This window comes from Bacteroides faecium (assembly GCF_012113595.1).
Lineage (GTDB): Bacteria > Bacteroidota > Bacteroidia > Bacteroidales > Bacteroidaceae > Bacteroides > Bacteroides faecium.
In genome coordinates this window covers 2800246-2822088 of sequence record NZ_CP050831.1, presented here as the reverse complement: position 1 = coordinate 2822088, position 21843 = coordinate 2800246, and the positions used below count along the sequence as shown (strand labels likewise).

Annotated in this window: 17 protein-coding genes; 7 read left to right on the top strand and 10 right to left on the bottom strand. The window is 45.7% G+C overall.

Features of this window, described 5'->3' with window-relative positions; translation table 11 throughout:
- Positions 1 to 42 precede the first annotated feature (42 nt).
- From nuoH to BacF7301_RS10045, 7 genes are all read left to right on the top strand, one after another.
- Entirely contained in the window at positions 43 to 1119 is a 1077-nt protein-coding gene (nuoH, locus tag BacF7301_RS10075) for an NADH-quinone oxidoreductase subunit NuoH (protein WP_167962427.1), read from the top strand.
- Between the two features lie 84 nt (positions 1120 to 1203).
- The gene (locus BacF7301_RS10070) at positions 1204 to 1692 is read left to right on the top strand and encodes a 4Fe-4S binding protein (protein ID WP_167962425.1); all 489 of its coding nucleotides are present in this window, start codon (positions 1204 to 1206) and stop codon (positions 1690 to 1692) included.
- 2 nt (positions 1693 to 1694) lie between these two features.
- Positions 1695 to 2207 (top strand): NADH-quinone oxidoreductase subunit J family protein, encoded by a 513-nt coding sequence (locus BacF7301_RS10065; RefSeq protein WP_024986401.1) that lies wholly within the window; start codon positions 1695 to 1697, stop codon positions 2205 to 2207.
- 36 nt (positions 2208 to 2243) lie between these two features.
- Positions 2244 to 2552, top strand: coding sequence for an NADH-quinone oxidoreductase subunit NuoK (gene nuoK / locus BacF7301_RS10060; protein WP_007764713.1), 309 nt, complete (start codon positions 2244 to 2246; stop codon positions 2550 to 2552).
- A 108-nt stretch (positions 2553 to 2660) separates the two neighbouring features.
- Positions 2661 to 4550: an NADH-quinone oxidoreductase subunit L gene (gene nuoL / locus BacF7301_RS10055; protein ID WP_167962423.1), complete on the top strand. Its 1890-nt coding sequence runs from the start codon at positions 2661 to 2663 to the stop codon at positions 4548 to 4550.
- 13 nt (positions 4551 to 4563) lie between these two features.
- Positions 4564 to 6048 carry a complex I subunit 4 family protein gene (locus tag BacF7301_RS10050; RefSeq protein WP_167962421.1) on the top strand — a complete coding sequence of 495 codons (1485 nt, stop codon included), beginning with the start codon at positions 4564 to 4566 and terminating at the stop codon, positions 6046 to 6048.
- A 38-nt stretch (positions 6049 to 6086) separates the two neighbouring features.
- Positions 6087 to 7526, top strand: coding sequence for an NADH-quinone oxidoreductase subunit N (locus BacF7301_RS10045; RefSeq protein WP_167962419.1), 1440 nt, complete (start codon positions 6087 to 6089; stop codon positions 7524 to 7526).
- 142 nt (positions 7527 to 7668) lie between these two features.
- Here BacF7301_RS10045 and BacF7301_RS10040 read toward each other — a convergent pair whose 3' ends face one another.
- The 10 genes from BacF7301_RS10040 to BacF7301_RS09995 form a co-directional block, all read right to left on the bottom strand.
- Complete coding sequence (locus BacF7301_RS10040; protein WP_167962417.1) at positions 7669 to 10461, bottom strand: sensor histidine kinase; 2793 nt, start codon at positions 10459 to 10461, stop codon at positions 7669 to 7671.
- 190 nt (positions 10462 to 10651) lie between these two features.
- Complete coding sequence (locus BacF7301_RS10035) at positions 10652 to 11863, bottom strand: beta-helix domain-containing protein (RefSeq protein ID WP_167962415.1); 1212 nt, start codon at positions 11861 to 11863, stop codon at positions 10652 to 10654.
- 93 nt (positions 11864 to 11956) lie between these two features.
- On the bottom strand, positions 11957 to 14671 hold the full coding sequence (locus tag BacF7301_RS10030; RefSeq protein ID WP_167962413.1) for a TonB-dependent receptor: 2715 nt from the start codon (positions 14669 to 14671) through the stop codon (positions 11957 to 11959).
- Between the two features lie 122 nt (positions 14672 to 14793).
- Positions 14794 to 14973 (bottom strand): hypothetical protein, encoded by a 180-nt coding sequence (locus BacF7301_RS10025; protein WP_167962411.1) that lies wholly within the window; start codon positions 14971 to 14973, stop codon positions 14794 to 14796.
- A 158-nt stretch (positions 14974 to 15131) separates the two neighbouring features.
- Positions 15132 to 16028, bottom strand: a complete 897-nt coding sequence (locus BacF7301_RS10020) for an AraC family transcriptional regulator (RefSeq protein WP_167962409.1) — start codon at positions 16026 to 16028, stop codon at positions 15132 to 15134.
- A 55-nt stretch (positions 16029 to 16083) separates the two neighbouring features.
- Complete coding sequence (locus BacF7301_RS10015) at positions 16084 to 17424, bottom strand: mechanosensitive ion channel family protein (RefSeq protein ID WP_209319519.1); 1341 nt, start codon at positions 17422 to 17424, stop codon at positions 16084 to 16086.
- 30 nt (positions 17425 to 17454) lie between these two features.
- A complete protein-coding gene (locus tag BacF7301_RS10010; protein WP_167962407.1) occupies positions 17455 to 18456 on the bottom strand; it encodes a DUF4435 domain-containing protein in 1002 nt (333 codons plus the stop codon).
- A gap of 55 nt (positions 18457 to 18511) precedes the next feature.
- Positions 18512 to 19363: an AAA family ATPase gene (locus BacF7301_RS10005; RefSeq protein ID WP_167962405.1), complete on the bottom strand. Its 852-nt coding sequence runs from the start codon at positions 19361 to 19363 to the stop codon at positions 18512 to 18514.
- A gap of 201 nt (positions 19364 to 19564) precedes the next feature.
- Positions 19565 to 20416, bottom strand: coding sequence for a hypothetical protein (locus tag BacF7301_RS10000; protein WP_167962403.1), 852 nt, complete (start codon positions 20414 to 20416; stop codon positions 19565 to 19567).
- A 39-nt stretch (positions 20417 to 20455) separates the two neighbouring features.
- On the bottom strand, positions 20456 to 21829 hold the full coding sequence (locus BacF7301_RS09995) for a hypothetical protein (protein WP_245208428.1): 1374 nt from the start codon (positions 21827 to 21829) through the stop codon (positions 20456 to 20458).
- Positions 21830 to 21843: the final 14 nt, after the last annotated feature.

The following is a 21843-nucleotide window of genomic DNA, read 5'->3' as shown; positions in this document are numbered from 1 at the left end:
TATGTTAATTACTAATCATTAAACACTAAACACTAATTAAATATGTTCGACTTTAGTATAGTAACAAATTGGATACATGAGCTGCTTCTCTCCATTATGCCTGAGGGAGTGGCTGTATTTATAGAATGTGTGGCTGTCGGCGTGTGCATTGTTGCATTGTATGCCATCCTCGCTATCATATTGATTTACATGGAGCGCAAGGTCTGCGGGTTCTTCCAGTGTCGTCTCGGTCCGAACCGGGTGGGCAAATGGGGTTCTATCCAAGTGGTATGCGACGTGCTCAAAATGATGACCAAGGAAATCTTCATGCCGAAAGGCGCTGACCATTTCCTCTACAACCTGGCCCCATTCATGGTGATTATCGCCTCGTTCCTTACTTTCGCTTGTATTCCTTTTAATAAGGGAGCGGAGATTCTGAATTTTAATGTCGGGGTATTCTTCCTGTTAGCTGCTTCCAGCATCGGAGTGGTTGGTATCCTGCTTGCCGGTTGGGGTAGTAACAATAAGTTCTCCCTGATTGGTGCCATGAGAAGCGGCGCGCAGATTATCAGTTATGAACTCTCCGTTGGTATGAGCATTATGACAATGGTCGTACTGATGGGAACCATGCAGTTTTCTGAAATTGTGGAAGGACAAGCCAACGGCTGGTTTATCTTCAAGGGACATATCCCGGCTGTGATTGCTTTCATCATCTACCTGATTGCCGGAAACGCTGAATGTAACCGTGGCCCGTTCGACCTTCCCGAAGCGGAAAGTGAGCTGACTGCCGGATACCACACCGAATATTCCGGTATGGGTTTCGGTTTCTTCTATCTGGCAGAATACTTGAACCTGTTTATCGTAGCCAGTGTTGCCGCCACTATCTTCCTGGGAGGATGGATGCCGTTGCACATCGTCGGTCTGGACGGATTTAATGCCGTAATGGATTATATCCCCGGATTTATCTGGTTCTTCGGCAAAGCGTTCTTTGTGGTATTCCTGCTGATGTGGATTAAATGGACGTTCCCTCGTCTGCGTATCGACCAGATTCTGAACTTGGAATGGAAGTACCTGGTTCCTATTTCTATGGTAAATCTATTATTAATGGCATGTTGCGTAGCCTTCGGCTTTCACTTCTAGCGGCAAGGTGCCGCACCCAGGTTTCCATTCGGGCAGCAAGGTGCTGCACCCAGGTTTCCATTCGGAATAAATAATTATTAGATTATGGAATATAAAGATAAAAAATATACGTACTTAGGTGGTCTGGTGCATGGCATCAGCACACTGGCAACGGGTATGAAAACCAGCATCAAGGTTTACTTCCGCAAGAAAGTGACCGAGCAATATCCCGAGAACCGGAAGGAACTGAAGATGTTCGACCGATTCCGCGGAACACTGAACATGCCCCACAATGAGAATAATGAACATCGCTGTGTAGCCTGCGGATTATGTCAGATGGCTTGTCCGAACGACACAATCAAAGTGACCAGCGAAACGATTGAAACAGAAGACGGCAAGAAGAAGAAAATCCTGGCGACCTATGAATATGACCTGGGCGCTTGTATGTTCTGCCAACTTTGTGTAAATGCTTGTCCGCACGATGCTATCACGTTCGACCAGAACTTCGAGCATGCAGTATTCGACCGTTCCAAGCTCGTCTTGAAACTTAATCGTGACGGTAGTAAAGTAATAGAAAAGAAAAAAGAAGTTTAGATATGGGATCAACACTTGAAACAGTAGTATTCTACTTTTTGGCAGCATTTATTATTGCTATGTCCATCATGACGGTGACTACCCAACGTATTGTCCGCTCGGCTACTTACCTGCTCTTCGTGCTCTTCGGCACGGCCGGCATCTACTTCTTGCTGGGCTACACCTTTTTGGGCTCCGTCCAGATTATGGTTTACGCCGGTGGTATCGTTGTGCTTTATGTATTCTCCATCCTGCTGACCAGTGGCGAGGGCGACCGAGCCGAGAAACTAAAACGAAGCAGGTTCCTGGCAGGACTTTTTACAATGGTTGCCGGCTTGGCAATTATCCTGTTTATCACGCTGAAACATAACTTTATGCAGACAGCGAACCTTGCCCCGCAAGAGATAAACATCCATGCCATCGGACACGCCTTGCTTAGTAGTGACAAATATGGCTATGTATTGCCTTTCGAAGCTGTCAGTATCCTGTTGCTGGCTTGTATCATCGGTGGTATCATGATTGCCCGAAAAAGATAAGAACGAAAGTATTAACTATCAAACATTGAATTGAATATGATACACATGGAATATTACCTGGTAGTCTCTACCATCATGATGTTTGCAGGAATCTATGGATTCTTTACCCGCCGTAACACGCTGGCTATCCTGATTTCAGTAGAGTTAATGCTGAACGCCACGGACATCAACTTCGCCGTGTTCAACCGTTTTCTCTTCCCGGGAGGAATGGAAGGTTATTTCTTTGCACTGTTCTCCATCGCCATCTCAGCCGCGGAAACTGCAATAGCTATCGCCATCATGATCAATATCTACCGTAATCTCCGAAGCATCCAAGTCCGCAACCTCGACGACCTGAAATGGTAGTGGCAAGGTGCCACTTCCAGGTTTCCATTCGGATGAATAGACGGACGGATGAATTTGTGAGATATTATAGTATAAGTAATAATAAAACAAGTAATTAAATAAAACTGTATGGAACTAACAATTCTAATACTCCTTCTTCCTTTCTTCTCCTTTCTCATATTGGGAATCGGGGGAAAATGGATGTCGCATCGGACGGCGGGTATCATCGGTACTCTGGTACTGGGTACGGTAGCAGTACTGTCTTATGTGACTGCTTTCCAATATTTCTCCGCCCCACGGCTGGAAGACGGAACATTTGCCACATTGATACCTTATAATTTCACGTGGCTTCCTTTTACAGAGATATTACACTTCGACCTGGGCATCCTGCTCGATCCTATATCTGTGATGATGTTGATTGTCATCTCCACCGTATCGCTGATGGTGCATATCTACTCCTTCGGCTACATGAAAGGCGAGACTGGTTTTCAACGTTACTACGCTTTCCTCTCCTTGTTTACCATGTCAATGCTGGGACTGGTAGTAGCGACAAACATCTTCCAAATGTATCTCTTTTGGGAATTGGTGGGTGTAAGTTCTTATTTGTTAATCGGATTCTACTATACAAAACCTGCTGCAATCTCCGCTTCAAAGAAAGCATTTATTGTCACTCGTTTTGCCGACTTGGGCTTCCTGATCGGTATCCTGATTTACGGATATTATGGCGGAACGTTCGGTTTCACTCCGGATACGGTATCGTTGGTCAGCGGTGGAGCTGCCATGCTTCCGTTAGCTCTCGGATTGATGTTCGTGGGCGGTGCCGGTAAGAGTGCGATGTTCCCATTGCATATATGGTTGCCCGACGCAATGGAAGGCCCTACTCCGGTCAGTGCTTTGATTCATGCGGCTACGATGGTAGTTGCCGGAGTTTATCTGGTGGCGCGTATGTTCCCGCTTTTCATCGCTTATGCTCCGGATACATTACATATGGTAGCTTGGGTAGGTGCATTCACCGCTTTCTATGCAGCAAGTGTAGCTTGTGTACAATCGGATATCAAGCGGGTACTCGCTTTCTCCACTATCTCTCAGATTGGTTTTATGATGGTAGCTTTGGGTGTTTGTACTTCGATGAACCCGCACGAAGGCGGATTGGGATATATGGCATCCATGTTCCACCTTTTCACACACGCCATGTTCAAAGCATTGCTCTTCCTGGGTGCAGGTAGCATTATCCATGCGGTACACTCCAATGAAATGTCGGCTATGGGCGGATTACGCAAATATATGCCTGTCACTCACTGGACATTCCTGATTGCCTGTCTGGCCATTGCGGGTATTCCCCCGTTCTCCGGTTTCTTCTCGAAAGATGAGATTTTGGCTGCCTGCTTCCAATACAGTCCTGTAATGGGTTGGGTGATGACGGTAATTGCCGCAATGACTGCTTTCTATATGTTCCGCCTTTACTACGGCATCTTCTGGGGCAAGGAAAATAAAGAGCTTCATGCTCACCACACGCCCCATGAAAGTCCGTTGGCTATGACATTCCCATTGATGTTCCTGGCAGCCGTTACCTGTGGAGCCGGATTTATTCCTTTCGGACATTTCATCAGTTCGAACGGTGAGTCTTACTCAATCCATCTCGACCCGTCGGTAGCTATCACAAGCGTTGTTATTGCCATTATTTCTATTGCAATCGCGACTTGGATGTATAAGAATGCCAAACAGCCTGTTGCCGATTCACTGGCAAAGCAGTTCAAGGGATTGCACAAGGCTGCTTATAATCGTTTCTATATTGATGATATATACCAGTTCATTACGCATAAGATTATCTTCCGCTGCATCTCCACTCCTATCGCTTGGTGGGATCGTCATGTAGTAGATGGATTCTTCAACTTCCTGGCATGGGCAACCAACACTACAAGCGACGAAATTCGTGGTTTGCAAAGCGGTCAGGTACAGCAATATGCGTATGTGTTCCTTTGTGGTGCACTGGCACTTATCTTACTATTAATCTTATAAAGCACAGAACGATATGAATTTCTTATCAATATTCGTACTTATCCCCATCCTGATGCTGGCCGGACTTTGGGCAGCACGAGGAATAAAAGCCATCCGGGGGGTTATGGTTACTGGCGCATCGGCACTCCTGATTGCCTCTGTCGTACTGACATTCATGTATTTGGGAGAACGTAGCGCCGGAAACACAGCAGAAATGCTTTTCCGTGCAGACACTCTTTGGTATGCACCACTTCATATCTCATACTCGGTAGGCGTAGACGGAATCTCAGTAGCCATGCTGTTACTGTCCGCCATCATCGTATTCACCGGAACATTTGCTTCCTGGCGTCTGCAACCGCTGACAAAAGAGTATTTCCTTTGGTTCACCCTATTGTCAATGGGAGTGTTCGGATTCTTTATATCCGTGGACTTGTTCACCATGTTTATGTTCTACGAAATAGCCTTGATACCTATGTACCTGCTGATTGGCGTATGGGGTTCGGGACGCAAGGAATACGCAGCCATGAAGCTGACACTGATGCTGATGGGCGGTTCCGCCTTCCTGCTGATTGGAATCCTCGGAATCTACTTCGGTTCGGGAGCGACGACAATGAACCTGCTCGAAATCGCACAGTTGCACAACATACCTTTTGCACAACAATGCATCTGGTTCCCACTGACTTTCCTCGGTTTTGGCGTACTGGGTGCTCTCTTCCCGTTCCATACTTGGAGTCCCGACGGTCACGCTTCCGCCCCGACAGCAGTATCCATGCTCCATGCAGGAGTCTTAATGAAACTGGGCGGTTACGGATGTTTCCGCATTGCCATGTATCTGATGCCGGAAGCCGCTAACGAACTTTCGTGGATATTCTTGATACTGACAGGTATCTCTGTGGTCTACGGAGCTTTCTCCGCTTGTGTACAGACAGACTTGAAATATATCAATGCCTACTCTTCCGTATCCCACTGCGGACTGGTTCTCTTCGCTATCCTGATGCTGAACCAGACGGCTGCGACGGGAGCTATCCTTCAGATGCTTTCGCACGGATTGATGACAGCCCTGTTCTTCGCCCTTATCGGTATGATTTACGGACGTACGCACACCCGTGACGTTCGCGAGCTTGCCGGTCTGATGAAGATTATGCCGTTCCTCAGCGTATGTTACGTGATTGCCGGTCTTGCCAACCTCGGCCTGCCGGGACTGAGTGGTTTCATTGCCGAGATGACTATCTTCGTAGGTTCTTTCCAGAACAACGATGTATTCCATCGCACGCTGACTATCATCGCCTGCTCTTCGATTGTGATTACAGCAGTCTATATCCTGCGCCTGGTAGGTAAGATTCTGTATGGTACCTGCACCAACAAGCACCACCTCGAACTGACCGACGCAACATGGGACGAACGTGTAGCAGTCATCTGCCTCATCGTTTGTGTAGCCGGACTGGGTATGGCTCCTTTCTGGGTCAGCCACATGATTGGTGAAAGCGTATTGCCGGTTGTCTCACAACTGATACCCTAAATAGTAAATTGTAAATCGTTAAATAGTAAATTAACAATATGGATTATTCACAATTTCTACATATGCGAGAAGAGCTGTCGCTCGTAGTTGTCCTGATACTACTGTTTTTGGCCGACCTCTTCATGAGTCCGGACGCACACAAGAACGATGGGAAGGCACGGCTGAACACCATGCTACCTGTCATTCTGATGGCGATTCATACAGCTATCAACCTCGTTCCGGGAACTGCTGCCGACGTATTCGGTGGTATGTATCACTATGTACCCATGCATACGGTTGTCAAATCAATCCTGAATATAGGTACTCTTATTGTCTTTCTGATGGCACACGAATGGATGAAACGTGAAGACACCTCATTCAAACAAGGAGAATTTTATGTACTGACACTTTCCACCCTGTTTGGTATGTATCTTATGATTTCCGCCGGACATTTCCTGATGTTCTTTATCGGACTGGAAACGGCATCTATCCCGATGGCCGCTCTGATTGCCTTCGACAAATACCGCCACAACTCTGCCGAAGCGGGAGCCAAATATATCCTTACCGCCCTCTTCTCCAGCGCATTGTTACTGTTCGGTCTGTCTATGATTTACGGCTCTACTGGAACATTGTACTTTGACGACCTTCCCGCTCATATCGACGGAAATCCGTTGCAAATTATGGCATTCGTGTTCTTCTTCACGGGTATGGCATTCAAGCTGTCACTCGTTCCGTTCCACCTGTGGACAGCGGACGTATATGAAGGTGCGCCGAGTACAGTCACCGCTTATCTGAGTGTCGTTTCAAAAGGTTCGGCAGCTTTCGTTCTGCTGGCTATCCTTATCAAAGTATTCGCACCGATGATAAACGACTGGCAGGAAGTACTTTATTGGGTGACTATCGCCTCTATCACTATCGCCAATATATTCGCCATCCGCCAACAGAACCTAAAACGTCTGATGGCATTCTCCAGTATCTCACAAGCTGGATATATCATGCTTGGCGTTATCGGCGGGACGGCACAGGGAATGACAGCATTAGTGTATTACGTGCTTGTATATGCTGCCGCCAACCTCGGTGTATTTGCCGTAATCACCATCGTAGCACTACGCAGCCAGAAGTTCACGCTTGAAGACTATGCAGGACTTTATAAGACGAATCCGAAAATAGCTTTCCTGATGACTTTATCCCTGTTCTCATTGGCAGGTATCCCACCGTTTGCCGGATTCTTCTCCAAGTTCTTTATCTTCATGGCAGCTTTCAATGCAGGATTCCATCTGTTGGTATTCATCGCACTGGTCAATACAGTGATTTCATTGTACTACTACCTGCTGATTGTGAAGGCAATGTATATCACCCCTTCCGACAATCCGATTCCTACTTTCCGCAGCGACCGCTGTACAAAATGGGGACTGGCTCTTTGTACGCTGGGTATTATCGGACTGGGTATCGCAAGCATCGTCTATCAATCTATTGATAAACTCTCGTTCGGGATATAATAAACAAGAACCGGTCGAGACTGCACAACTGGAAAAAGGCAGTAGCCTCTCATCACTGAGAGCAGCTACTGCCTTTTCATTTATTATTATTGTGAAGCCTGAATGCTTAAACAATTACGCCCATTCTTAATATATGGACAACTTATTCCACCGCAATCGCCCCCGGAAGCCTGAACCAGAACCGTGAGCCCTTGCCCGGTTCGGAATCAACGCCTATCCGTCCGCCCAGTTGTTCTACGATACTCTGGCAAATAGAAAGTCCTAATCCCGTGCCGGGCACGAAAGAGTTGAGCTTGACAAAACGTTCGAAGATATGCGACTGATGTTCCTCATCAATTCCCATTCCCGTATCTTGCACATAGAATTCCAGTTCTTCACCTTTCACGCAGTATCCCACACAGATACTTCCCTGCGAAGTAAACTTAATGGCATTGTTCACGAAATTGGATATTACCTGATGCAGGCGGTTGCGGTCGCTGATGATATGACATTGTGAAAGATGCGAACCGAACAGCAGTTCGACTCCCTCCTTCACCTTCATCTGCATACAACGGACAATATCCTCACATAGCGCATTCACATCCACTTCTCCGTATGAAAACTCAAACGTACCGGCTTCAATCTTCGAAAGGTCGAGTATGTCCGTAATCAGTTGCAGCAACAATTCGTTATTGTCGCGGACTATCTTAATGTATTCCTTCCGCTCTTCGAAATTTTCCGCCTCAACCAACAAGTCGGAGAAGCCGACAATAGCATTCAGCGGAGTACGGATTTCGTGGCTCATATTGGCAAGGAAAGCACTTTTCAGACGGTCCGCCATTTCTGCTTTGTCACGTGCCAGAATAAGTTCCGCTTCCGTTTCTTTCAGTTCCGTAATGTCGTAGTTGATACCTATGATTTCTATTTCATTCTCTTCAGGCTTGTAGGTAGTCACCATAATATTAGAACGTACCCAGTTCCATTGGTCGGCCGTACCCACACGGCGGACACGCATTTCTTTCTGGAAATGACGTCTGTTGCCTTTCTTCACTTCCTCGTAGAAGTCAAGAATATACTGGCGGTCGTCCGGATGAACGTGGCGGTAGACACCTACGACTTCGCTCAATGGAGTATCTTCCTCTTCTCCCACATTCTTATACCACTGCTTAATGGCATATCCCTTCCGGTTCATAAGATTCAGTTTGGCATATCCCACTTTGGCATAATCCGAAATCAGCAGGAAGAAATTTTCGAAATCACGGATACGGTTTATTGCATCAATGCGCTCGGTATTGTCTATATTAATCAATATATATCCGTTGAAGTTTCCTTCATTGTCATATAGTTTGCTGACTTTCGTATATAACTCTATTATGGACGAACGGTTCGTCTGATAATATCCTTCGGCACGTTCGAAAGAGTAGTTGAGACGAAAATCCACCAAATCTTCATTCCGTACACGGTCGCGGATTTGCTGGGGAACATTCGGATTCTCAAAGAAATTCACCCCTATCACTTCCGATTTGTCCATGACTCCGAATATCTCCAGATTCATGTTGTTCATATCAATCAGATAACCGTCCTTGTCATAGATTTCCACTCCTGCCGGAATATTGGCAAAGATATTCTGAAATAGCTTCTCGCTGCGATCCATCGCCTTGTTGGCTTTCACAGCCTGGGTGGTGTCGAGGAACAGCGCAACCACTTCATCTTCCTCCGGCGAATAAACAATCCAATGGGTATAAACACCTGTTTTGGCGAAGTATTCATCTCCCTCCCTATAAGTGTTATCCTCCATCACTCGAGCCAAAAGGTCAAGTTTAGATACATAGTCGGGATGTATATCCGAAGCCAGGCAACCCTTATATTCTTCTATTGAATTGCCGAAAATCTTAGCAATCAGACTATTCCCGTCCGTTATCCTATAATCGCAAGGCTGGTTATTCTCATCCCGGATTATCGACAACCGGATATAGCCCATCGGCATAAAACGGAACAGATTGTTCAGGAATACCTGTTCACGGACTACATTGTCTTTTGCTTTCCGCAATTCTATGCAAATGCCTATAATATTCGCTAATGAGGAAAACCATTGGTAATCTTCATTGCTCCATTCATGATAGGACTTGACTAAGTCAATGCCCATATACCCCCAGATGCGGTCGTTTGCCATTAAAGGAGTCACCATCATCGACAGTATGCCCTGCGCGTTGAGGAAATGATATTCTTCTTCCGCCTCTTCGGGCAACTGATTCAATGAGTTGAGCAGGATAGGCGTGCCGGAAAGAATCTGCCTGCTCCACCATTTCGCCTGGTCGATAGGAAGATGCTGCTGACTGTCTTTTTCCGACGACACTCCTTCGGAAACAACTTCGTACGTACAACTCTGGTGAGTGTGATTTTCGTCATATTCGAAGATATAGACGCGTCCTTCTCCGTAATATAGATTCAGGATATCATTCAATATCTCTATGACGCAAGAGCCTACTTCTTCGTCACGAAGGAAACGAAGCAAAGACTGGGAAATAAAGTTCTGCCGACGAAGCAGGCTGTTTACCCTTCGCAACGAGTCCCTTTGCCCGGTTTCTTTAGGAGCTTCCACCCACTGGATGACTCCAAAGGATTTGTCACCACCATTAGTTCCCGTACCCTTCTCACGATTGGCCAGACGGGTATGCAACCAGATTTCACCATACCTGGAATGGACAGGGAAAGTCTGCTCATAAAAGTTGCGATGTATATGCGCATTCGCACGAAACTCCTGAATAATTTGCTCACGATAATCTTCGCGTATCAAATTCTGAAATTCTTGAAAAGAAATGGTATCTCCTTCCAACCCGAGAAGGTTACAAAGAAAATCCGAACACAAATAATGTCCTGCCGCAAAATCCGCTTCCCACCATCCTATCTGGGCTAGAGAAGACATCTTGATATATCGCTCGTAGTCTGTTTGCATATTTTATTTCATTACACGAAAGTGAATAGCAAAGATAATAAAAAGAAAATCAGAGCAGATATATAATATACGAAATAATTGCTAATCACAGAGGAATTGGCAAGAAGAAGCAAATGCAAAGAGAAGGAGAGCTTACAACTGCAAGCTCTCCTCTTAACTTTCCTAAAACCAGACTTTATAATCTGAGGAATCAGAGTGAAGAGAAATCATATCCTGTCCAGGTGAATAAGGAAGCGTCCGCACCTGTATTATCTGCCGGTTCGGTAAATGTATTTAATGTACCGTTCAGTTTCTTTCCTGTCAGGCTCAGTGAGTTTGTGATACTAACACTGGAATCTGCGTTGCCCGCACCCTTGCTGTCGGACATATCAACGAGGTCGATTGAGCCGCCCGTACCTTTCACCAACGCATTGACGATAGTAGCTTTCGCGCCGCGACGAATCTTTATCACATCCTGCATACGGTCTACGTTATCGGCTTTATTAGCTGCATTATTCACAATCGTCATGTTTTCCACCCGAAAGTCGGACTGACGCAGATGGGTAGGATACAATCCGTCGAGATTACCGTCCGCTTCAATGCCGCGAGGGTCGGCTTCTGTGCTGGTATAACCGCTTTCCCATACGCCATAGCAGTTTTTCAGCGTGCCGCTATATCCTTGTGTGAAGTCGAACATATCGTCATCCGGATTTACTGCCAACAGGTTGGTCACATTGACCGTTCCACCGAAAAATTCGATGGCGTCATCCGCACTTTCAAGTACATAGATGTTTTCAATCTTCGTACCGTTACCCACACCGTTCAGCGTCAGGCCGTTATGCTCGATATCAGCAGTAGAACGGGCTCCGGCATAGCAGATTTGCACGTAAGTCAACGAACCGGAGTTATCATTGTCCACGCTGCCGCCGTATTTATAGCTGTTGTCGATTTCCGTCAAGCCTGTATCGCTCTTGTCAGCACTCTGACCGGAAATAGGAGCTTTACCGTTGATGATGATACCGCCCCAGTATCCGGACACGGGTGAAGTCGTGTTTGCGGTGAAGATAATCGGCTTCTCTGCTGTCCCGTCGGCATAGAGTTTACCGCCTTGCGCTACCAGAAGATAACTGCTGAAACCTTCGCGGGCTTTAATCGTTGTTCCGGCAGGGATATTGAGACGGCCGCCGTCTGCAATAACTACCGTTCCGTTCAGGATATATTCTTTAGATTCCAGCGTCTGTTCTCCGGTCAGAGTTCCGGACAGGATGTTGTCGCCCACTACAATAGAGCTGCCTGTCCCACCTCCGTTTCCACCGTTACCGTTTCCATTACCATCTCCGTCGCTATCACTGCTACATGCAGTCAGCGTAAGTGCAGTTGCCATAGCGGCACATGTCATAAAGTTCACAAACAATCTTTTCATTTTGCTTCAATAATTGGTTAATAATTCTATTCAGTAATTGGTTAATAATCTTATTCTTTGATTAGTTAATAATCTTATTCGAATACTTGGGAGTTAGAATGTACACGCTACTCCCAGGCTGATATTGATTCCTTTTTTATAGTCGCCCAGCACTATCTTTTCTCCGCCTTCATTCGCTTTGCGACTCAATTTATAAGAGGGGTTCAGCAGGTTGCGGGCTTTCAGGTTCAAGGAGACATGTTTGTTCAGGCGGGCTTGCGACACAAAGTCGAGCGTGACACATCCTCGTTCCATGATGTCCTGATAGCCTTGCGTTCCGATGGTATAAATTTTATCGCTCACATAGTTGAGAACCAGCGTATTGATAAAGCTGCGTTCACCCCGGGTGAAGTTATGAGACAGGTCGAAGTTTGCAATCCACGGGGCAGCGCCTTCCAGTTGCGAACCAGTGGTGATGGTTGCCAAAGGCATTTTAGCGTTCGTATAAATATAAGAGCCGTTCAGCCCGAAGGAGAGCTTGTTCATGCCGTTTGCGGCACTGCCCACTGGACGGACAAAGAGGTTCTTGCGTATCTCTACCTCTACTCCGGCAACTGTCGCCTTATCCGCAATATTCTCATAAGAGAGATACCCGCCGGCACTAGCTACTTCGATGCGCGAAATAGGGTCTTTGATATGTTTATAGAAAGCTGTAAGCGAAATCAGTTCCGACGGGCTGGGATTAAAATCCCATTTCAAGTCGAGGTTATAGTTGTCCGAAGGTTTCAAGTCCGGATTACCCTGGCTGTTGAAGTTCACACCTACATAACGGTAAGGTGATATTTCCTTGGCTTGCGGCAACGTATAGGTCTTGCTTGCTCCCAGACGGAGAGAATGTTTCTCATTCAGGTTGTATTTCAGGTTAAGGCTGGGCAGGAAATAATCTTTCCGGATGGTGTTGCTTCCTTCGGAGCCACCCCTGTTCACATTATAGTCTACATTGATGTCTACATTATCATACTTCAATCCCAAGTTGGCAATCCAGTGCGAAGTGAACTGGTAAGTAGCTTCGGCATAAGCCGAATGGATATTCTTTTTAACCGTATATTTATCTACATTCTTCTGAATCTTGAACCAGTCGGAAGAGAAGTTTTCCTGGTTGTAATAATCGTCGAGCGAGAAACCGTCCAGCGAGGGGAAGTCGGAAGCATGCCCTACGGTCAGGTTATATTCCGTAGCCTTGAAGTTATCGTCTACAAACCGGCCTGTATAGCCGAGACGGATATTGGATATTTCTTCCACATCATCTTTCAGACGGTAGACCAAGCCTGCCTTTACATTGATATCATCTTCGTTCAGGGAGGAGAAATACCGTTGCTGCGAATTCCCCCGCAACAGGGTGTATCCGTTTTCCGCTTTCGTAATATTGTTGATGCGACGGTCCGGTTCGTATCCTTTCACTATGTTGTAGGAAGCGCCGGCGTCCAGGCTTAATGATTTTGTCAGTCCCCAGTTGGTCATCAACTGATTGACGATTAACAGGTTGTCATTGGATTGTTGGCGACGGGTAAGTCCCAGGTTTTCATAATCATCGCTAAAGATAGAGTTCTTGCCGTTATAATCGCCTACCGACTGCGTATTGGCATGTACCATCATAAAGTTATAGCTGACATGGTGACGGTTGTTCATATCGTAGTCTACGTTGGCAAGCGCCAGTTGGCTGATATTCTCCGCATATTTCTTTCCCTGCATGTCTTTGTAGACCGTACCGCTGGTGGTAGTGTTGCGTATCACTTCGTCCGTGTACTGATAATCCGTTGTATGCCCGGCGGTCAGGAAGAAAGAAAGCGGGTTCTTGTCCTTTCCTACATAGAAACGTTTTCCACCGGAAATGCTGTAACTGCGGTTTATCTGGAGATGCTTTTCGGAAGGGTCGAGCTTATTCTTGAATCCCCAGGTGTTTTCGTCAGCGGGTTCGGTGCGGTTGGAAAAGCCCATAAAGTTCACTCCGTCCATTTTGAGAAAGTCGGCAGTCAAGGTCTGTGTATTCAATCCGCCGGAAATGCCGAAGCCTAGGTTTCCGCTGCCTATCAGTTCTTTAGAGACGATGTCAATCGTCGCGCCGCCGACATCACTGCTGCCGCCTGCATGAAAAGCCTTATTGGCGCCTACGGACTGGATGACGTCCGTTCCAAAAAAGTCGAGAGAGATATTCTTATATTCGGGGTCTTCGGAAGGAAGGGAGAAACCGTTGAAGGTGGTAGCGTTATAGCGGTCGCCCAGCCCGCGGACAAAGACGTTCTTCACTCCGTCTTGCTTGGATACTCCGGAAACTTTGGTTACAGCACCTTCCGCGTCGGAAACGCCTTTGCGGGAGAGTTCTTTCACGCTGACGGACTGTACGGCAATTACTGCTTTCTGCTGTTCGAGCAAAAGCATATTCTCGTTTTCACGATTCTTTTTCGCCACGACCACAACGTCAGAAAGTTCTTGCGCGTCCGTTTCAAGTTCGAGGTTCAGTATCACCAATTTCCCGTTTTCCACACGGACTTTGCGGCGTACTTCTGTCTTATATCCTATATACTTTATTTCTACATCATACATTCCTTCCAGCAGCCCTCTGTCGTTCAATTCGAAATTACCATCCATATCGGTAACTGCACCGGTCTGAGTTCCTATCAAGCGGATGGTAGCTCCTATCAAAGGTTCTTTGGAAAGCTTGTCTTTCACAGCTCCTTTAATCTTGATATTGGCAGCCGATGCGGGAAGTACACACAACAGGCAGAAGAAGGCTGCCACTGAGAATTTAATAAGAAATTGTTTTTTCATCTAACTTTACTCTACGTTTTTAAATCCGTGGGCAAAGGTAGGGGGTGGGTATTACAATGATAAGACGAAGAAAAGACAATCGGTTGAAAGATAGGTTGCAAGCGTATTACATGCTTGTCTCTTTACCGGAATTTCTCCTCTCCGCCAGTTCCAAAATTTGTTTCATCAGTTGAAACACTTTGTTTCTCGGTGTGAAACACTTCGTTTCCCGGTGTGAAACTGTTTGTTTCTCGGTGTGAAACAGTTTGTTTCAACGCATGAAAAACATTTAGTTTCAGCATGGCAGAAACTACTTCAGGCATGGTTTTCCCAATTACTCCCTGCGGAGATTTAAATCTAGGCACGGATTACGCGGATTACACTGTTGCTTTGTACAATCATATTTCAGTAAACCGTGAAATTCGTGTAATCCGTGCCTAAATTATAATCATCATTTAATTGTAAGATAGCACTCGATTTGTTAAACCAGCTTCTTCTTTTTCCGGTAATTCTCACGGAATTCTTTAGGCGAGCAAGCCTTTTTCTTCTTGAAGATACGGTTGAAATTGGAAAGGTTATTGAATCCGCACTCATAGCAGATTTCGGCTATCGACATGGTGGAATCCACCAACAGGCGGGAAGCGAAACCAAGACGGATATCAATGATATAATCGGAAAGATTCTTTCCCGTACGCAGTTTGAAGAACCTGCTGAATGATACGTCCGTCATTCCGACCATATCTGCCAACTGCCCTAAACGAATCTCTTCCTGATAATGGGAGTTGATATACTCCTGCACTTTCTGCACACGTCGGCTGTCGGAATGAATATCTATCTTGGCAAACGACGAACTGGACAACGTGCGGGATTCTTCTTCGAAAAGGGAGAGTTCGTAGAGAATCGTCATAAACTTGATGACTGCATAGAATCCCTGTTTCTCGGAAGCAAGCGTATCCAATAACGGATATATTTTAAGAATCGCGGACATCGGAAAACAAAGTCCTTTCTGCGCCTTATCCAGCATCCGGCGGATGGAGTCGAATTGATTCTTATTGATGAAACTCTTGAAGAAGAGGTCGGAAGAGAACTGAATCGTTATCTCCCGTATCTCCTTCGAACGGCACTCGTTCTGCTCCCATACGTGTTCGAGGTCTTTACCTGTTATCAAGACCAGGTCATAGTCACTTATCACTTCGGAAGAATCTCCGACCACTCTTCTCACTCCCGCCGCTTTCTCCGTAAAGTTCAGTTCGAACTCGGAATGGTTGTGAATGGGATAAGTGAATTCCGTCTTATAACGTTCCGCGATATAAAAACAGTCCTTGTCTGATAAAGGAGTAATCTCACGGATAATTTGGTTAGGTAAAGGTGCGTTCATAATATACGTAGTTTATTGTGATTTTATTGGAATATTATTTGTTTTATTGTGCTTTTCAATTTTCTATCTTTACTCCTATCCGGTGCAAGTCCGCACCCGACAGGTTTTGGAATACGCGCAGGTCGAATTCAGAGATAATGGCAAGCACATGGTCGAATACATCTGCCTGTATGCCTTCATAGGCAACCCACGCTTTATTGGCGGAAAAGAAATAAAGTTCCAACGGGATACCGGTTTCAGTAGGCTGGAGCTGGCGTACCATACAAGTCAAATCCTGATTAACGGTAGGCAGACTTTTCAGATAATTAGTCAGATAGGCGCGGAAAACTCCCAAATTGGTTTGCCGGCGGCCGTTTACTAACACTGAGTTGTCAATATTATGTTCTTTATTATAGTCTTCCACCACTTTCTCCGTTTCGTCCACGTAGTCTTTCAATATTTGTATCTTCCGATACTTTGCCAACATTTCAGGTGTGCAGAAGTGTACGCTGGTCATGTCGATATTGATGGAACGTTTCACACGACGACCGCCGGATTCCTGCATCCCTTGCCAGTTCTGGAAAGAGTCGCTGACCAGCAGGTAAGGGGGAAGGGTGGTGATGGTATTGTCGAAGTTGCGTACCTTTACCGTATTCAATGAAACTTCTATCACTGTTCCGTCCGCACCATATTTCGGCATCGTAATCCAGTCTCCTACTTTCAACATATTATTGGCGGAAAGCTGAATGCCGGAAACAAAGCCCATGATACTGTCTTTGAAAACCAACATCAGGACGGCGGCGGAAGCGCCGAGGCCGGTCAGCAATACCGCAGGATTCTGCTTTATCAGGATACTGATGATAATGATAGCTCCTATAAAGAAAAGAATGCCTTGCGCTGTTTGCAAAAGTCCTTTCAGAGGTTTGTCTCTATATTGCTCGCGGGCACTGTATACCAGGTAGATGGCAGTAAACAGGGCACTTACGAAGCGCAGGAATACGGCAAGTATGTAAATCATACAAAGCCGGCGTAGGAAGTCGAGCAAGGCGGAATCCGCATGGTCGGGGAATGCAATAGGGATGGCAATATAAATTAATATCGGCGCGACCATCCGACTAAGGTTCGCCATCACTTTATCATTGAATACGATGTCGTCCCAGGTGGCTTTCGTTTGTTTCACCAGTCTGGCTACTGTACGCAAGATAATCTTACGGCAAATCAGATTAGCCAACAGGGCTACACCTATGATAATCAATAATATGACAAAATTATCAATCTTATCCGCCCAGACTTCATCCACTCCCATTGACAACAAGGTATTGTTCACTCCCTGCATCATTGCGTCACCTGCATTCTCCGTCTCACCATTTACCAATGTAACGGGTGCTATGTCAATCACTTCTTTTACTTCATCCATAAGCAGTTTCTCTCTTTTTCTTTTTAGTTTTTATTTCCCTTTTTCTAAATATTCATGTATATCTTGTCTCAGCCAGTCGTAGTGGAACAGCCGTTTGTAAGCTACGTTCTTCTTCAGCATGATTTCTACATTCACCTGACTGTTCTGATAACAAGTTAATTCGTTCTTGAATTGTTCATTATGTTCCGCCAATCGTTTGATTTCCTGTTCACGCTCCCGGCGCAGCACCGTACACACCGGGGTGAGGAGTTTCATTACCACATTGTCTATCACATGATGCCCCTGCATATATAAGTAGGTGGTTTCCGGCATCAATCCCAATTCTCTCAGTTCGGTACGCAACGCATTCACTTGGTTAATACTGCGGGAAAAGCGTTTTTTCAGTTCCGCCAGTTTTTGGTTGACACGCTGTTGCAATGCTTCCAGACTCTTTTCCGGATGTTTGAGACTTATTTCACGCAAGGAAGTATAGGTGTGGAAGTCGTACATCGGAAAGGTGTAGGTATCCCGTTGGCGGTAGAACCATATATTCCACAGGAAAAGAGGATACACGATTTCGGAATACCTCCTTAGGTAAGCATTGAAATCAAGGATGAAGCGGTCGTTCAATGTGGCTTGCACACATACTTCATGCAGGCTTTCGGCAAAGCAATGGTAGTTTTCAATAGCATACGTGTAGGTTTGGAAAATGTATTTGTTCCGGTTGATTTTGCGGGAAGTGTTGGTCGCTCCCTGCAACAGGAAATCATAGTCGCTGTCTACGCAGGCTATCAGGCTTCTTCCCAGTTCGGCTGTATTGAGGGTGTTCATGAGTACCATCTTTTTCCCTTTTGCGAGGGAGTTGGCCGAAGGTAGCATCACCTGGAAATAGTGTTCGTCATCTTCAAACTCTTCAAGCAGGGTACGCCAGAAAGCAATGTCGTCATAGCTTTCTACATAAGCTATGATACGCCGGCGGGCTTTCTTCGAGTAGAGCTTGTGGGCTGCGTTGAAGTATGAAGAAGTCAGGTTATCTCGTAGTGAAGTTGCCATGTAGCTAATGATTAACGGGTGAGTAGCTAGTGATTAACGGTTTAATGATTAGTGATTAATGAACGGGAGACACTTTAAATCCATCTGTTTCCGTTGATATATCGCTTACTTCCGTCACGGCATCCAGCCAGCCTTCCATGATGACGGCGGGCGAATGGGTGGTCAGGATGATTTGCACATTCGGATTCAGTTCACGTATCATGGCAATCAATTTCTGTTGCCATTCGATGTGGAGCGAGGCTTCCGGTTCGTCCATAAAGAGTACGCAGTGGTCATTGTCCTGCACGAGTACGGTGAGCAGGATGACGAGCATTTGCTTTTCGCCGGAAGACAGTTTGTAGGGGAACAGCAGTTCACCGTCCTGATAGAAGGCGATGTCGTTCCGTTTACGGTCTATCTTCTTGCGGGTGTAGCTGAAAAGTTCGTCAATCATATCTTGGAAACGACGCTTGGCTATGGACAGGGTAGCTGCCCTGCGGCGTTCTTCTTCATCGGTACTGGAAAGCATTTCTATCATTTTGTTACCGATGTTGACTTGATAGTCGAGGTAGCGGCGTTGCAGGAGATAGAGTTGCCAGTCCAGTTCGGACTTTACGTTCTTATCGGCCATGCGGGCGGTGAAGTCGCCCATAATCAGGGGGCGGTCGTAGCTCCGGATAACGTCGTAGCGGATATAAGTTGCTTCGGGATTGTCGAAGAAAAGGCGCACACCGTTCTTTTCGTCACTTTTCATTTCGCCGGAAAGTTCTTCGAGGTATCCTACCGAACGGTTCAGAATGGTGGTCTTCCCCACCCCGTTGATGCCGGAAAGGATGTTCACATCGGGACGCAAATCCCATCCTATATTAAAGCGTTCCCATAGTCCGTGGATTTCGATACGACGGATATAATTAGCCTGTTGTTCCATAATATTCAGTATTAATCAAGGCAAATATAAATAAATCATCCGACAATCGGGTCACATTTACAGCAGTTTTCAGTAAAGGTAACAAATAAAAAGAATGACGCACGTTATATGGATTTCTTATTTCATCCATATTACTGCGCCATTCGTATTGTTTTCGTTGTTCTTTATGACTGGGTCATAAGAACAATTCTCCGGTTCGGATTAGCTCAATAAGTTCATTTCTTCCTCTTCTGACGGTTCGGCTTGTCCTTCCGGCAGGTCGGCAACTCCGAAGTTCTTATAATCGGTCAGTTTGTTGCCGGCGTCTTTTTCTTCGTCCGTCTTTTCTACAACTTGGTTTTCTGTGCCTTCGGCGGCTTCTTGTATATCTTCGTTGACGAAGATATATTTGCCATACCATTTATCAAAGGTGCTATTGTCGATGCCAAGTTCGGCAATCAGATGTTCGCGGACAGCAACGTCCAAATTTTCGGGAAGGATGGCTGCTTTCTTTGCGTTGCCATACTTACGCATAGTGTTCTGACATTCTTTCTTGATAGCAGGAATTTCTTTCAGACCCATACCAATCACGTGAGGGCCTAAATCTTTCACGGGTTTGAAGTATTTGATTGCTTTCAGTCCCAAATTAGGGAGAGACAGAGCAGCCGTAGCTGTTTTCAGACTAAGGGTAGTAGCGTCGAGAACAATATTTGCTCCTGCCATAATACCTTGTGCCACTTGCCAGCGTCCCATACCGTAACTCAGGAACTGATTGTTGACAGAGTCAATCATACATTTGAAGAGATAATTCTTGCCGTTTACGGTAAAAGCGGCTTCCTGATACTTGTAATGTGACAAACTGTCCTTGTAGGTCGTAATCTTGTTATACAAGGTATCGCAAGAGAGAAGATAGTTGTCTATGTTCTCATCACCCGAGGGATCCGGCAGTTCCCACACAAATTCTTTCTTTTCCTTTTTCTTCTTCTCTTTTTTCTGAGCACTTAATGAATTAGGAAACACAAAAGCCAATCCAAGAATAGCTGCGAAAGCTAATAACAGATGTTTGTTTTTCATTGCAACAAAGTTTAAAATGTTTAATTATAGTAGATTTGATTAGAAATTGATTTCAGTTGTCGTGCTGTCTATTGCGTAAGACTTTTTGTCTCCATAGAAATAGAGATAAGGTGGCGGCGTAGTCTTGAATACCAGACGGAATGAGCCATCGCCACGCGTAGTTCCGAGAGGTTTATCGTCACTGCTTGCCTTTGGCTTTTCAGATGTATAAGAAGCATAGATAGGTATTCCCCCACCATTCGGATGGGTTCCGGTGATTTCCTGATATTTCACAGTAACAGTTGTTACTTTATTGTTCATCGGGTGGTCTTTCAGTTTACTTTCCAGTGCTTCTTCACGTTGTGCATATACAGTTGCGCCGGGAGCGTATTCAAGGACTTTCTTATAGCTGCGGATAGCGCCACGGTAGTAGATGAACACGCTGTCGGCCGTAAAACCTTCCTTGCGTTCCACTCTTGCGCCTTGTCTTTCAAATTTCTCGGCATAGTGCAGGAATCTGCGGGCGGAATTCATTCTGCCCAGTTGGGATTCGAGTTCACTTCTCCGGTCTGCCGGACAGTCTATATGGCTGCGCGCATCCTGATAGGCATTGGCGGCTGCAAAGAAGTCGGATTCTTTCTCCTTGGCCTGCGCCCTGGCGAGCACTTCTTCGAAGGATGCTTCTTTTTCAACAACCTTTATATTGCTGACAACCGTATAGCTGTATGACTTTTTATATTGCAAGTCTCCGCCAAGGTCGACTCCAATCTCATTGGAGAAGCTTGACTTGATTTTGAAAACCGGATGTTTGATAAAGGTTGGTGTCTTCTTTTCTTCGTCCAGTGAAAATACGATGCTATATGCGTTCATCACACCGCTTTCATTACTCACTGCGGCAGTCATGTTGCATCCGTCCGCGGGAACGGCTTTTCCTTCTACAAAACAGGGTTTGCCGTTACACTCGATATTGAGCTTCTTCATATCCGACAGGAAGGTAACCTTTGCTGCCTTGGATTCTGGAAAAAGTCCGTCGTTGTTCTTTTCGGCTGTAATGGTGAAGTTTTCGTTGAAAGTTCCGGAGAATCCTTTGCCTTTCCGCAAAATGAGCATAAACTCCTTCTGCCCGCCAGGGAGTCTGACGAGAAAGGTGGATTTCATAAAATCTTCATCATAATCTTCGGGGAAATTATAGTCGATGGTATAAGAGTAAGTTCCGTCGTCATTGCCCGTTCTTACTCCTCTTTCTTCACCCATGTTGTGCGACATTTCCATCTTGTCGCTGTTGGAATGAACGACTATTTTTACCCGATTGGGGCTGACGGTGAGAGATGCGTCTTCTTTAGGCTCAACAAAAGATACTCTTTGTGCATTTGCCTTCACACCTATCACCAGTGCAAAGCCCAGCAATAATAAAAAACGATATAATTGTTTCATTTGTCTGATTAAGT